The following is a 13,797-nucleotide window of genomic DNA, read 5'->3' on the forward strand; positions in this document are numbered from 1 at the left end:
CCGCGTCCGCGCCGCCTGGGCTTGCGGGGCCGCCGCACCGCCCCGGCCGCCCCCTTCCGGGCGCGTGACCCGGCCCCCTCTCCTTCGCCCGCGGCCCTGAGCCCGGCGGCCCGGCCCCGGCCCGCCCGTCCCCGCCCCCGTGGGCGGTTTCCCGTCCCCGCCCCGGTGTCCCTCCGCGTCGTGCTGAGCGCCGCGGTTTCCCGTACGCCCGATCGATGCCAAGGAGACATGAGCACCATGACAGTCCAGACGGCGCCGCAGGCACCCGCTGCTGCGGCGCCCTCCGTCGGTGAGCGGCTCGACCGTATGCCGATCACCTCCACGCACCGCACGCTGACCGCCGTCGTCGGCGTCGGCCTGCTCTTCGACACCTTCGAGAACAACCTCGCCGGCACCATCTCGCAGGTGCTGCAGGAGGACTTCGCGTTCAACGGCACCACCCTCAAGCTCGTGCTGGCCTCCGCGTTCGTGGGGCAGTTCTTCGGCTCGCTGCTGCTGGGGCGCGTCGCCGACCGCTACGGCCGCCGCCGCGCCTTTCTGATCAACCTGGCGCTGTACTCGGGCTTCTCGCTGCTGGGCGCGTTCTCCCCGAACGCCGCCTTCCTGATCGTCACCCGCTTCTTCGCCGGGGTGGGCATCGGCGCCGAGCAGTCCCTGTCGGACTGCTACCTGGCCGACGTGCTGCCCGCCAAGCAGCGCGGCCGCTACACCGCCTGGGCCTACACGCTGGCCTTCTGCGGGGTGCCCGCGGTGGGGTTCGCCGCGCTGTGGCTGGTGCCGCTGTCCCCGCTGGGCATCGACGGCTGGCGCTGGCTGTTCGTGATGGGCGCGCTGGGCTCGGCGGTGGTGTGGGTGCTGCGGCGCGGGCTGATCGAGTCGCCGCGCTGGCTGGCCGCGCGCGGCCGCCACGAGGAGGCCGAGGCCATCGTGGAGCGGATGGAGGCCACGCTGCCGGCTTCCGCGCGCGCTGCCCGGCAGCCGCATCCGGCCGCTCCCGCGCCCGCACACCAGGCCGCCCAGGCCGCCCCCGCCGGGGGGCGCAAGGGGCCGGAGCCGGTCCGGCAGTCGGGGATCGGGGTGGTCTTCCAGGCCCGCTTCCGGCGCCGTACCACCATGCTGTGGCTGTTCACCACCTTGTCGGTGGTGGGCTACTACGGGTTCGGGGCGCTGGCCCCGCAGATCCTGGCGGCCAAGGGCTACGACGTCGTCACCGGGCTGGGGTTCACCGCGGTGTCCTTCCTGGGCTACCCGCTGGGCTCGCTGCTGACCGTGCCGGTGATGGACCGGGTGGAGCGCAAGCGCCTGGTGGCGCTGTCGGCGTCGGTGATGGCCCTGTCCGGCCTGGGCTTCGCCTACGCGGGCTCGGCCGGGTGGATCGTGTTCTTCGGCATCCTCTACACCCTGGTCAGCAACGTCTTCTCCACCGTCTCGCACGTCTTTCTGGCCGAGCAGTACCCCACGGCGATCCGCGCGGCGGCCACCGGCCTTGCCTACTCGCTGTCCAAACTCAGCGCCGCGGCGCTGCCGTTCGTGCTGCTGCCGGTCCTGGACGGGCACGGACCGGGCACCATGTTCGCCGTCATCGCCTCGGCCATGGCCGTGCTGGTGGTGGCCGTCCTGGTGCTGGGCGGAAGCACCACGGGCCGCTCCGTGGACCAGGACTGACTCGCCCCGCCCGTACGCCCCCGGCCCCACCGGTTCGCCGGTGGGGTCGGGGGCGTACGGCACACGAGAAAGTACGGGCGTACGGCCCGCACACAATGGAGAGGCGCGGAGGGCGCACGCACAAAAAAGGGGGGCGGGCGGGGCCGGGCCCGTGGAGAGGGTCCGGCGCCGCCCGCTGTCCGCACGCGCTAGCCGGGCACGACCTCGGTCTGCTCCACGGCCAGGTAGGCCGCGAGCTGGGTGAGCGTGGAGTGCTCCAGAGCCACGATCGGGTCAAGGACAAGCCCGAACTTCTCCTCGATGTCGCCGAACAGGCCCAGCGCCGCCACGGAGTCCAGCCCGTACTCGGCGTACGGGACGTCGGGGCTGAGCTGTGCTACCGGCACGGACACGTGGGTGCCCAGCCTCTGTGCGAGCCAGCCGAGGATCTCGCCCTCGGACATGACCGGCTCCCTAACCGCCATGTGCAGCTCCTTACGTGTTCCGTCGGCACGGTGCCTACACCCCCCATCGTGCTCCTGGGCACTCAACGCCGACTTGACCCGCCGCCGTCGGGCAGGGCCGGCGTCGGGCGCGCCCGCCGTCTCTCCAGCGGCCCTTGAGCCGTTCTTGCCATCGTCTGCAGTGCCCCGCTCCCTTTCTTGTGCCCGCCCGGCGGGCCCCTTGCCGACGAAGGAGCACCGCACCGATGAGCCCAGTGCAGGAACAGACCCCCGCCGTGGCCGACGCGCAGGCGTTCAAGGACGCGATGGCGCTGCTGGCCGCCCCCGTCTCCGTCATCACCACCGTGGACGCCGCCGGCCGGCGCTGGGGCTTCACCGCCAGCTCGGTGTCCTCGGTCTCGCTGGAGCCGCCCCTGGTCATGGTGGGCATCGCGCTCACCTCGAGCTGCCATGCGCCGATGTCGACGGCGGAGGAGTTCGTCATCAACGTCCTGGACGAGCGCCACCGGGAGGTGGCCCGGCGCTTCGCCGCGCGTGGCGTGGACCGGTTCGCCGGCAGCGGCTTCGGCGGCTGGCCGGGCCGGGCGGGTCTGCCGCACCTGCCCGACGCCAAGGTGCTGCTGCGCTGCCGCACCGTGGACGTGATCCGGGCCGGTGACCACGACCTGCTGCTGGGCACCCCGCTGGAGATCCGCACCGGCAGCGCGGCCACGCCGCCGCTGCTGTGGTACCGGCGCGACTTCCACACCCCGGCCCCGGCCGCCGCCCCCGCCTGAGCGGGCGGGGCGGGGGTGGCGCCCGAGCCGGGCGCCGCCGGGCCTTGTGCGGCATTCAAGTGACAGTCCACCACTTCTCCGGCCCGTGCGAGGAGAGTGAGAAAGCACCCACCGTGCACGGGAAACACAGGGGCAGACGGCGACGGCGCGGAGCGGACCGGATGCGGCGACACCGCTCACCCGCCTCCGCCCCGCGGCAGCCGTCTCCTCGACAGCGGCTTCCCCGCGCCCACCGCGATCCGGCCGGGCGCGGGGAGCCGCACGAACCCCCGGCACAGCGCCATGGCCCCCGGCCCGCCGAGGACCCCGCGGCCTGCCTTGCGGCCCCGCGCCAGGGCCCCGGCCCGCCGCGGCCCTCCTGTGCGCGGCACGGCGAGCCGAGCGGCACCCCTTTAGGGGCGGCGCGGCCGGTGTCCGCGGGCCTGGCGTGTGCCCGCGGCCCCGCGACGAAGGGAGCACCAGGTGAACGGTGAGCAGGAGTACAGCCGGCTGTTCCACCACATCCCGCCCACGGCCCCGCCCCTGCGGCTGGCCGGGGCCGACGACGACGCCCTGGTGGAGGCCGAGCCGCACATCGTGCGCGGCATCGACTGACCCCGCCACCCGCCCGCACCCCTGCTTTCGCGCCGACCGGCGCCGTGCGCGCCGCGCCGCCCGCCGCCCGCGCCGCCCGCGCCTTGCGGAGCGGCAAGGCGCGGGCGCCGGGGGCGCGGGTCGTGCTAGCGGCCGGCGCCGGCGAAGTGCAGCAGGTCGCTGTTGAGCCGGCCGGCGTGCGTGGCGAACAGGCCGTGCGCGGCCCCCTCGTACACCAGCACGCGGCTGTGCGGGATCAGCGCGGCACTGGCGTGCGCGCACAGTTCCAGGGGCGCGCTGGCGTCGGTGTCGCCGTGGACGATCAGGGTGGGCACCTCGACGCCGGCGGTGTCGGCGCGCAGGTCGTGGGTGAACAGGGTGCGGGTGACCTCCACGCCGGCGCGCGGGGAGCCGTCCAGGCACTGCTGGGTCAGCCACGTCATGAGCGGGGTGGACAGGGGCAGGTCGGCGGCCCTGGCGCCGGGGCCGCCGAAGAAGCCGGTGACGATCTGCTCCACGTATCCGGGCCGGTCGGCGGCCATGGCGGTGACGATCTCCTCCAGCAGGGCGGCGTCGAACCCGCCGGGGTTGTCCGGGGCGCGCAGCAGGAACGGGGTCGTGGTGCACACCAGCGCCAGGCGCGCCACGCGGTCCGCGCCGTGGCGGGCCAGGTAGCGCACGGCCTCGCCGCCGCCCAGCGCGTAGCCGACCAGGGTGGCCTCGCGCAGGTCCAGGTGGTCCAGGAGGGCGGCCAGGTCGTCGGCGAGGGTGTCGTAGTCGTAGCCGTCCCAGGGCCGCTCGGAGCGGCCGAAGCCGCGCCGGTCGGGCAGGACGCAGCGCAGGCCGCGGGCGGCCAGGTAGGGGGCCTGGAACTCCCACATGCGGGAGTTCATGGTGGCCGAGCCCAGCAGGACGACGGGGCGGCCCTGGCCCCAGTCCTCGTAGTACAGCCGGGTGCCGTCCTTGACCGTGACGAAAGGCATGGTGACCTACCAGATGACGGGGGAGGGGGACATCCGCGCACCCCGCCCGCCGGCCCCGGGGCGCGGGCGGGCGGCACGCCGGGCGGCGGGGCGGGGCGCGGAGGAGATCACTCCAGCACCGCTGACTGACATGTCCCTGACGTTCGGCTGGGCGGGGCGGCCACCCCGGCGTTTCGATAGCCGGCGGTCAGCCGGGCGTCAGAACGGAGGCCTACGCTCCACTGACCCAGGACCGGCAACGCATCCAAGGACGTGTGAACATGGCGAACCCCGCCTACCCCATGGCCCGCCAGTGCCCGATGTCCCCGCCCCCCGCCTACGCCTCCTTCCGCGAGCAGGGGCCGGTGAAGGTCGACCTGCCCGACGGCGGCTGGGCCTGGCTGCTCACCGGCTACGCCGATGTCCGCCAGGCCATGAACGACCCCCGCTTCAGCTCCGACGACACCAAGATGGCCCGCGCCCGCACCCAGTTACCGCCCAACGAGAACCTCAACTCCTTCTGGCGGATGGACGAGCCCGAGCACGGCCGGCTGCGGCACATGATGATGACGGAGTTCACCGCCCACCGCATCAAGGAGTGGCGCCCGCGCATCCAGGCCCTGGTCGAACAGCTCCTGGACCGTCTGGAGACGCTGCCGCGCCCGGTCGACCTGTACGCCGAGTTCGCCCTGGCCCTGCCCACCCAGGTCATCGCCCAGCTCCTGGGCGTGCCCCAGCAGGACTACCGGATGTTCGCCGAGCAGAGCCGCACCATCTTGAGCCTGGACCGGCCCGAGGAGTCCTGGGCCGCCTACTACGCGATGAACGACTACCTCAACCGGCTCATCGAGGACAAGGAGCGCGAGCCCGCCGAGGACCTCATCAGCCGCCTGATCGTGGACCGCGTCCACACCGGCGAACTGCCCCGCGACGAACTGCTGCCCATGGTGCGCTTCATCCTCGTCTCCGGCTACGAGACCACCACCAGCCAGATCGCCCTGAGCGCCCTGACGCTGATGACCAACCCCGACGTCAAGGCCACGCTGATCAAGGAGCCCGAGCGCATCACCGCCTTCGTCGAGGAGTCCCTGCGCTTCTGGTCGGTCTCCCAGGACAACGTCCTGCGCGTGGTCGACGCCGACATGGAGTTCTCCGGCCAGACCATGACCAAGGGCGAACTGGTCGTCCTGGCCGTGCCCGGCGCCAACCACGACGAGCGGGCCTTTCCGAACCCCGAGCGCTTCGACCTGGACCGCGGCGAGAACCGCCACGTCGCCTTCGGCTTCGGCACCCACCTGTGCGCGGGCGCCTCCCTGGCCCGCCGCGAGGTCGAGATCGCCATCCCCGCGCTGCTCGCCCGCTTCCCCGGCCTCCAGCTCGTCGGCACCGTCGAGGACCTGCAGTTCCGGCAGAAGAGCCTGGTCTACGGCCTCGAAAGCCTCCCGGTGACCTGGTAACGGCACCCCACACACCCTCCCCGCGGCACCCCCGCCGCCTCCCCGCCGCCCGCCGCGGCGCCCCCGCGGCGTCCCCGCGTGGTGTCCCCGCACGGCACAGCGGCACAGCGGCACGCCGGCCCCGGGCACACCGGGGCCACGGCCCCCGCACGACCCGGCACCCACGGCGCAGAAGGCCCTGGTGCCGGGGAAAGTGGTGTGCGCGGCGCCCGGTACCAGCGAGGCGGTGTGCGCGGCGCCCGGTACCAGCGAGGCGGCGTGCGCGGCGCCCGGCACCAGTGAAGCGGCGTGTGCGGTGCCGGGCGCGCAGGCGGGTGTGTGCGGCACCCGTCTGCCCCCGCCACCCGCCTGCCCCGCCACCCGCCCTGCCGCCCCGGGCAGCCGGCGGACCGGCGCGCACCCCACCAGCCACGCACGCCCCACTCCCACCCACCCCCGCCCCGTCCCCTTTCCGTCCACTCACCCGAGGGGCTCCTATGCCGGCCGGCACCACCGTCGATCTGCTGCAGCTCGGCCCCGACTTCGTCCGCGACCCCTACCCCCACTACGCCCGGCTGCGCGCGCAGGCACCGGTGCACCACGTACGCGCCGCCGACGGCTCGCAGGTCTACCTGGTCCTGGGGCACGAGGCCTGCCGGGCCGCCCTCACCGACGCCCGCCTGAGCCGCAACTGGCGCGGCTCGGGCCGCCTGCGCCAGATCATCAACGCCGCCGAGGACGACCCCAACCTCGCCCACATGTCGATGGCCGACCCGCCCGACCACACCCGGCTGCGGCGCCTGGTGACCCGCGCCTTCACCCCGCGCCGCATCCAGGCCCTCACCCCACGCGTGCAGGAGATCACCGACCACCTCCTGGACACCATGACCCGGAGCGCCACCCGCACCGCCGACCTCGTCCAGGCCCTGGCCTTCCCGCTGCCGCTGACCGTCATCTGCGAGCTGCTGGGCGTACCCGAACCGGACCGCGACGCCTTTCGCCACTGGTCCGACGACATGCTCGCCCCCTTGAGTCCCCAGGCCCAGCACACCGCCTACACCGAGCTGGGCGCCTACCTGCGCCGGCTCGTCGCCGCCCAGCGCGCCCGCCCCGGCGACGACCTGCTCAGCGCGCTGATCCACACCGTCGACGAGGACGGCGACCGCCTCTCCCCGGACGAACTGGTGGGCATGTGCAACCTGCTGCTCATCGCCGGGCACGAGACGACCACCCACCTCATCGCCGGGGGCCTGCGCACCCTGTTCGCCCACCCCGTCCAACTGGAGCTGCTGCGCGCCGATCTGAGCCTGGTCGAGGGCGCCGTGGAGGAGATGCTGCGCTACGACGGCCCGGTGGAGTCCTCCCTGGAGCGCCTGGCCCTGGTGGACGTGGAGCTGGGCGGGGTGCGCATCCCGGCGGGCTCCACGGTGCGCATGGTGCTGGCCGACGCCGACCGGGACGGCGCCCGCTTCGAGCGGCCCGAGTGCTTCGACATCCGCCGCGACGCCCGCGGCCACATCGCCTTCGGCCACGGCCTGCACTACTGCCTGGGCGCGCCCCTGGCCCGCCTGGAGGCCGCCATCGCCCTGCGCGGCCTCCTCCAGCGCTGCCCGGACCTCGCCCCCGCCGCCGACGTGGCCACCCTGGAGTGGATCCCGGGCCTGCTCATCCGGGGCGTACGCACCCTGCCCGTGCGCTGGTGACACCGCCTGGCCCCGCCGCCCGGGGCCGGGGCCGGGGGCGGGGCGAACGCGCGGGCAGGGGCGCGGGGTTGAGGGGCCGGGGGGTCAGGCCCACGGGTCGGTGAAGGACCGCCCCGGTACCGGCTTGGCGATCAGCGCCACCGGGGTGAAGAAGCCGACCTGGCCGATGGCGAACATCAAGGTGGTCAGGGCGGTGGGCGGGTAGTGCGCGGCGGCCTGCGCGTACAGCTCGTCGCTGACCCGTTCGCCGTGCGTGCGGGGCTGCAGCACGGCCTCCACCAGGGCGAGCGCGGCCCGTTCGGCGCCGGTGAAGTACGGCGAGTCCTGCCAGGAGGCCACCGAGGTGATGCGCTCCTCGCTCTCCTTGGCCTTGCGCAGGAACCCGGTGTGCAGCACGGTCAGGTAGGTGCTGGCGACGATCTGGCCCGCCCGCAACTGGACGAGGCTGATCGTGGAGCGCGGCACCGACCCGTTGCCGGTGACCTTGAACAGGGCCGCGGAGACCTCGGCCAGCTCGGGGACGAGGGCGGCGGGGTCCTCGGCCATGCGCGGGGTCATGGGTACGTCCGCCGTGATCGCACGTGTCGTCATCGCTGTCTCCAAGAAAGGAAGGGGGATGGTTGCCGTTGTGGTCACCCCTCTGACGGATCGCGTGCGCCTCATGTGACAGCCCCCGCCCCCTCTCTTTCCCGTGCCCCGGATCCCGCGGCGCGCGCGGGCTTCAGGAGGCGGGCAGTCCGGCGGGGGAGCAGCACCGGGGTTCGGCGGCGGCGCAGCCGCAGGCCGCCACGGCCTCCTGGCGCACGCCCGGCTCCCCGCCGCGGGCTTCCACACCGGCCCCGGCATCGGCGGGGAGGGTGCGGGCGTGATCCACCGCCGCGGACAGCGTCCGGCGGATGTCTTCGGGCAGTTCGCCGCTCAGCGGCCACCGCACCAGGCAGCGGGCCACGTCGCGCAGCTTGGTGTTGGTGTGCTGCGACACGTACCTGACCGCGGTCCACCCCTGTGCGGCGGACAGGCCCCCCACGGCGACGACCACGCCGATCGCCTGGTCGACCAGGGCGTGCGAGGCCACCGCGCGGCGCAACTGGGCCACCTCCTGCCGCAGGGCCCTGAGTTCCTCCGTCTGCTCCTTGCGTCCGATCATGCGCTCACCCTGCGCACCCGGCCCCCACCGCGCCATCCGCCCGGCGCACACTCGCCCGGGTGCCGGTACGGAAAACGAAAGGCCACTGCTCAGCCAGCACATAAACGCGCAAACCGGAGGGAAGGCGCTTGCTATGCAGACGCTCACCTTCGACAGCGACGATCTGGACGTCACCGAGGAGTTTCTCAGCCGCGCCTACGCCAGGATGCGCATCGCCAGCGGCACCCCCGGGCCCAGCCGCGCCCACATCCGCCGCGCCGGTATCGCCTCGGTGAGCGTCGACGAGATCGACCTGGGCTTCGAGATGAGCTACTCGGTGACGCCCCTGGGCCGGATCTGCCTGTGCGTGGTCCACGAGGGCACCGTGCGCGACCACGGCTTCCAGCGCGTCAGGGACGACTTCGGCCCCGGCGACGTGGTCCTCTTCGCCCCGCCCGACCTGCCCTACCAGGGGCGGATCTGCGGCGCCCGCTACAACATCACCATGCTGGACCCCGCCCTGCTCGGCCAGGTCGCCGCCACGGGCGAGGACTTCGGGGCGGTGCGGCTGACCGGCCACCGGCCCCACTCCGCCCCGGCCGCCCGGCATCTGAGCCGCACCATCGGCTACCTGCGCGACGTGGTCCTGGCCGACCCCGCCCTGGCCGACCAGCCCCTGGTCGCCTCCACCGCGGCCCAGCACCTGGCGGCCACCGTGCTGGCCACGTTCCCCAACACCGCCCTGGAGGACCCCAGGGCGGTGGACCGCAACGACGCCCGCCCCACCGTGCTGCGCCGGGCCCTGGCCTACATCGACGACCACGCCGGTGAGCCGGTCACCGTCGCGGACATCGCGGCCGCCGCCCACATCACGGTACGGGCCCTGCAGTACGCCTTCCGCCGCCACCTGGACACCACGCCGCTGGCGCACCTGCGCCGGGTGCGCCTGGCCCACGCCCACGACGACCTGGTGGCCGCCGACCCGCGGCACACCACGGTCACGGCCGTGGCCGCCCGCTGGGGTTTCCACCACCCCGGCCGTTTCGCCGCCCAGTACCGCGCCGCCTACCGGCGCCACCCCCACCAGACCCTGACCGGCACCTGAGCCCTGACCGGGACTTGACCTCTGGCCGGGGCCCGGCCCCTGCCGGGCGCCGCCCGCCGCCGCCCGCCGCCGCGCGGCGGCACGCGCAAGAGCCCGCCGCCCCCCGCCGTATTGACATGATCATGAGGTGTGGTGAGCCTGGCGTTCGCGCACACCCGCGTGCCGGACAACTGCAAGGGGGGCTCATGAGACGCACAGCGCGCGCGAGATCGGTGCTGGCCACCGCCGCACTGCTCGCCGCCGGCCTGGCCGCCGCACCGCACGCCCAGGCGGACCCGCCGGTGACCGCACCGGCGGCCGCACCTGGAGAAGCACCCGGCAAGACCGCGGACAAAGCCTCAGGAAAGGCGCCACGAAAGGCTTCAGGAAAGGCCTCCGGCGAAGCCTTGGGCAGGTCCGCGGGCAACGCGCCCGGCACGGCCGCCTCCAAGGACGGCGGCCAGAAGGTGCGGGTCTACCGGGGCGAGGTCACCAAGAAGCAGCTCCCGCTTGTGCTGCGGGCCGGGCAGGACGCGCACGAACTCGCCGGGCAGTTGCCCCGCACCGGCGCCGGCCGCGTCGAGCTGTACCTGACCGCGGCCCAGGCCCAGGTGCTGCGGCGCCAGGGCGTCCAGCTCAGCGAGCACACGGTCCCCCGGGCCGCCGAGCGGCGCGTGGCCGCCCAGGGCGACGGCGTCTACCGGCCCTACAGCGGCAAGGGCGGCCTGCAGGAGGAGATCCTGGCCACCGCCCGCGCCCACCCCCGCCTGACCAAGGCCGTCTCCCTGGGCAAGACCGTGCAGGGCAAGGACATCTGGGCCCTGAAGCTCTCCAAGGACGCCAGGAAGACCAAGGACGGCGCCAAGCCCGCCACGCTCTACATGTCCAACCAGCACGCCCGCGAGTGGATCACCCCGGAGATGACCCGCCGCCTGATGCACCACTACCTCGACCGCTACGGCAAGGACAAGCAGATCACCGAGCTGGTCGACGCGAGCGAGCTGTGGTTCGTGCTCTCGGCCAACCCCGACGGCTACGACTTCACCCACGCCGCCGGCGGCGAGCGCCAGTGGCGCAAGAACCTGCGCGACATCAACGGCGACGGCCGCATCACCGCCGGCGACGGCGTCGACCTCAACCGCAACTTCGCCTACAAGTGGGGCTACGACAACGAGGGCTCCTCGCCCCGCCCCTCCTCGGAGACCTACCGCGGCGCCAAGGCGATGTCCGAGCCCGAGACCCGGGCCATCGACCGCTTCCAAAAGCGCATCGGCTTCACCTACGGCATCAACTACCACTCGGCGGCCGAGCTGATCCTGTACGGGGTGGGCTGGCAGGTCGCCACCCCCACCCCCGACGACGTGCTCTACACGTCCCTGGCCGGCACGCCCGAGAAGCCCGCGATCCCCGGCTACCGCCCCCAGGTGTCCTCCGAGCTGTACACCACCAACGGCGAGGCCGACGGGCACGCGGGCAACGTCAACGGCATCGCGATGTTCACCCCCGAGATGTCCACCTGCCAGAGTGCCTCGCGCCTGGACCCCGACGACCCCTGGCGGCCCGAGGACTGCGCGTCGGTCTTCACCTTCCCCGACGACGAGAAGCTGATCCAGCAGGAGTTCGCCAAGAACGTGCCCTTCGCGCTGGCCGTCGCCCGCAGCGCCCTGCACCCCGACCGGCCCGTCTCCGTGCCCGGCATCGCCGCCCCCGACTTCACCCCCGACTCCTTCACCACCTCCTACGCGCGCACCCAGCAGCAGGTCGCCGTCACCGCCCGCAAGTCGGTGCGCGACAAGAGGCTCGTCTACCGCGTCAACGGCGGCCCGCCCCGCCGGGCGCCCCTCAAGCCCTGGAAGGGCGGCAAGACCTTCGGGGGCGAGGACAACCTGTACTTCGACCAGTACCGCGCGCCCGTGAGCGGCGCGCGCCCCGGCGACCGGGTCGAGGTGTCGTTCACCGGCACCACCGCCGCCGGCCGCCCCACCCGCAGCGCCCCCTTCACCTACACCCTGGCCAAGCGCCCCGCCGCCCGCACCCTCGTGGTGGCCGAGGAAGGCGCCGGCGCCTCCCAGACGAGGACGTACCTCGACGCCCTGAAGGCCAACGGGCACACCGCCGCCGTGTGGGACGTCACCCGCCGGGGCGCCCCGCACCCCCTGGGCGTGCTGTCCCACTTCCGCACCGTCGTGCACCACACCGGCGACACCGTCCCCGGCGCCCCCACCCAACTGGCCCTGCGCGCCTACCTCAACGAGGGCGGCAAGCTCATCGAGACCGGCGAACAGGCCGGCGGCGCCACCGACCTGGGCGCGGCCCTCAGCGACGACTTCGCCCAGTACTACCTGGGCGCCTACGAACGCCTGCCCGCCCCCGGCGCCGACCGCTTCACCGGCCGCGGCGCCCTGGCCGGCACCGACAGCGCCCTGGCCGGCGCCGCGGGCAACCCGCTGGACAAGGCCGGCCGCTACACCCTCACCTCCGAGCAGTTGCCCCCCGCGCAGTTCCCCCGGTTCGCCGGCGCGCCCGCGGGCACCTACCCGGGCCTGGCCAACCCCTACGCGCCCCACACCGGCCGCCACATGGCCGCGGCCACCCACACCGACCGCGACTACCAGCGCCTGACCCGCACCGTCGACCTGAGCGGCGTGAGCGCCGCCGACCGGCCGCAGTTGCGCCTGGCGCTGAACTGGAACCTGGAGGCCGGCTTCGACCACGGCCTGGTGGAGGCGCACACCGCGGGCGCCGAGGACTGGACCACCCTGGCCGACCTCAACGGCGCCTCCTCCACCGCCGTGCCCGCCCGCTGCGAGGCCGGCTTCCACCTGGCCGCCCACCCCTTCCTGCGCCACTACCTCACCCGCACCCCGCAAAGCTGCACCGCCACCGGCACCAGCGGCTCCTGGAACAGCTTCACCGGCTCCTCGGGCGGCTGGAAGCAGACCGCGTTCGACCTGAGCGCCTACGCCGGCACGAAGGTCGAGATATCCCTCAGCGCGGTCACCGACCCCTCCGACGGCGGCCGCGGCCTGTTCGCCGACGACATCCGCCTGGTCACCGGCGAGACCACCACCGACACCGAGGGCTTCGAGACCTCCCTGGGCGCCTGGCGCCCCGCCCCGCCCCCGCCCGGCAGCCCCGACATCACCGGCGACTGGGCCCGCACCGGCGAACTCCACACCCCCTACGCCGCCCTCACCACCCGCGACAGCGTCCTGCTCGGCTTCGGCTTCGAACACCTCCCCGACGCCGGGCGCCGCGCCGCGCTGATGAAGGCCGCCCTGGCCCACCTGCGCTGACCTACGCCCCGCATCCGGCCGGGCCGCCCCTCGCAAGGGGGCGGCCCGGCCCTTTTCGCACCACCCGTGAATGCCCCCGCCACGGGCGGGGCACAAGGGTGGCTGTATTACTCACCCAAGGAGTGGCGACGAGGGAGCCCCCCATGCTCATGGCACATCCGGCCGTACTGAAGGACCTGGTCGAGCAGTACGAGACGCTGCGCGCCCTGCACACGCGGAACAGCACCGAGCAGGTACGCCGGCGCATGGACGACGTCGCCTACACCCTGTGCGTGTCCACCGGCACCCGCGACGTCGAGGCCGCCCTGCTCGCCGCCCGCCACCGCCTGCCCGGCACCCGCCCCCAGGGCGAGACCCTCCTGGCCGGCTGACCCGCCCGCCCCCGCGCGGGGGCGGGCGGGTCAGGGCACGGCGCGCTCCCGGTGAGACCGGCGAAGCACAGCCCCGGCCGCCCCACACCCCCCCTCCGCCACCGCCGGCCACCGGGGGCGGGGGAGCGCCGACGCCCCGCCGCGCACCACGCCCGCCCGGCGTCCGGCACCCGCCCCCGGCCGGTCCGCCCCCGGCCCGGGCCCCTGCACACCAGCACCCGCACCGCCCCCCCCGGGGGGGCAGTGCGGCGGGCGGCGCCTACGCGCATGCACCGCGACGCCGCCATCCGCTTCCCGGCGCGGCAGCGCGTCCGCCGCCCCCCCCCCCCCCCCCCCCCCCCCCCCCCGCGACCGGCCCCGGC

General features: G+C 74.4%; 12 protein-coding genes. 8 read left to right on the forward strand and 4 right to left on the reverse strand.

Translation table 11 applies throughout. The annotated features are described in order from the left end of the window. The first annotated feature begins 228 nt into the window (after positions 1 to 228). A complete protein-coding gene (locus IE330_RS34660) occupies positions 229 to 1,665 on the forward strand; it encodes an MFS transporter (RefSeq protein ID WP_229926137.1) in 1,437 nt (478 codons plus the stop codon). 188 nt (positions 1,666 to 1,853) lie between these two features. Here the strand turns inward: IE330_RS34660 and IE330_RS34665 are convergent, their stop codons facing one another. Beyond that, on the reverse strand, positions 1,854 to 2,129 hold the full coding sequence (locus IE330_RS34665; protein WP_190140155.1) for an acyl carrier protein: 276 nt from the start codon (positions 2,127 to 2,129) through the stop codon (positions 1,854 to 1,856). A 224-nt stretch (positions 2,130 to 2,353) separates the two neighbouring features. On the opposite strand from IE330_RS34665, the gene IE330_RS34670 reads away from it, so the two are divergent. Continuing rightward, positions 2,354 to 2,884 (forward strand): flavin reductase family protein, encoded by a 531-nt coding sequence (locus IE330_RS34670; protein WP_190140156.1) that lies wholly within the window; start codon positions 2,354 to 2,356, stop codon positions 2,882 to 2,884. A 462-nt stretch (positions 2,885 to 3,346) separates the two neighbouring features. Then, positions 3,347 to 3,478, forward strand: a complete 132-nt coding sequence (locus IE330_RS39800) for a hypothetical protein (RefSeq protein ID WP_268257380.1) — start codon at positions 3,347 to 3,349, stop codon at positions 3,476 to 3,478. Positions 3,479 to 3,603: 125 nt separating this feature from the next. On the opposite strand, the gene IE330_RS34675 is transcribed toward IE330_RS39800, so the two are convergent. Beyond that, the gene (locus IE330_RS34675) at positions 3,604 to 4,440 is read right to left on the reverse strand and encodes an alpha/beta fold hydrolase (RefSeq protein WP_190140157.1); all 837 of its coding nucleotides are present in this window, start codon (positions 4,438 to 4,440) and stop codon (positions 3,604 to 3,606) included. A gap of 260 nt (positions 4,441 to 4,700) precedes the next feature. Between IE330_RS34675 and IE330_RS34680 the strand changes: the two genes are divergently transcribed. Beyond that, a complete protein-coding gene (locus tag IE330_RS34680) occupies positions 4,701 to 5,876 on the forward strand; it encodes a cytochrome P450 (protein ID WP_190140158.1) in 1,176 nt (391 codons plus the stop codon). Positions 5,877 to 6,352: 476 nt separating this feature from the next. After that, complete coding sequence (locus IE330_RS34685) at positions 6,353 to 7,558, forward strand: cytochrome P450 family protein (RefSeq protein ID WP_190140159.1); 1,206 nt, start codon at positions 6,353 to 6,355, stop codon at positions 7,556 to 7,558. An 84-nt stretch (positions 7,559 to 7,642) separates the two neighbouring features. Here the strand turns inward: IE330_RS34685 and IE330_RS34690 are convergent, their stop codons facing one another. Together IE330_RS34690 and IE330_RS34695 are read right to left on the reverse strand one after the other, a co-directional pair. Beyond that, positions 7,643 to 8,149, reverse strand: coding sequence for a carboxymuconolactone decarboxylase family protein (locus tag IE330_RS34690; RefSeq protein ID WP_190140160.1), 507 nt, complete (start codon positions 8,147 to 8,149; stop codon positions 7,643 to 7,645). 130 nt (positions 8,150 to 8,279) lie between these two features. Beyond that, positions 8,280 to 8,705 carry an ANTAR domain-containing protein gene (locus IE330_RS34695; RefSeq protein ID WP_190140161.1) on the reverse strand — a complete coding sequence of 142 codons (426 nt, stop codon included), beginning with the start codon at positions 8,703 to 8,705 and terminating at the stop codon, positions 8,280 to 8,282. A gap of 133 nt (positions 8,706 to 8,838) precedes the next feature. Here IE330_RS34695 and IE330_RS34700 point away from each other — a divergent pair, with 133 nt between their 5' ends. The 3 genes from IE330_RS34700 to IE330_RS34710 all read left to right on the forward strand — a co-directional run bounded on the left by IE330_RS34700 (position 8,839) and on the right by IE330_RS34710 (position 13,435). Beyond that, complete coding sequence (locus tag IE330_RS34700; protein ID WP_190140162.1) at positions 8,839 to 9,789, forward strand: helix-turn-helix transcriptional regulator; 951 nt, start codon at positions 8,839 to 8,841, stop codon at positions 9,787 to 9,789. Between the two features lie 185 nt (positions 9,790 to 9,974). Then, positions 9,975 to 13,064 carry a M14 family metallopeptidase gene (locus IE330_RS34705; protein ID WP_190140163.1) on the forward strand — a complete coding sequence of 1,030 codons (3,090 nt, stop codon included), beginning with the start codon at positions 9,975 to 9,977 and terminating at the stop codon, positions 13,062 to 13,064. Between the two features lie 143 nt (positions 13,065 to 13,207). After that, entirely contained in the window at positions 13,208 to 13,435 is a 228-nt protein-coding gene (locus tag IE330_RS34710) for a DUF5133 domain-containing protein (protein ID WP_190140164.1), read from the forward strand. The last annotated feature ends 362 nt before the right edge of the window (positions 13,436 to 13,797 follow it).

The organism is Streptomyces longispororuber (assembly GCF_014656095.1).
Taxonomy (GTDB): domain Bacteria; phylum Actinomycetota; class Actinomycetes; order Streptomycetales; family Streptomycetaceae; genus Streptomyces; species Streptomyces longispororuber.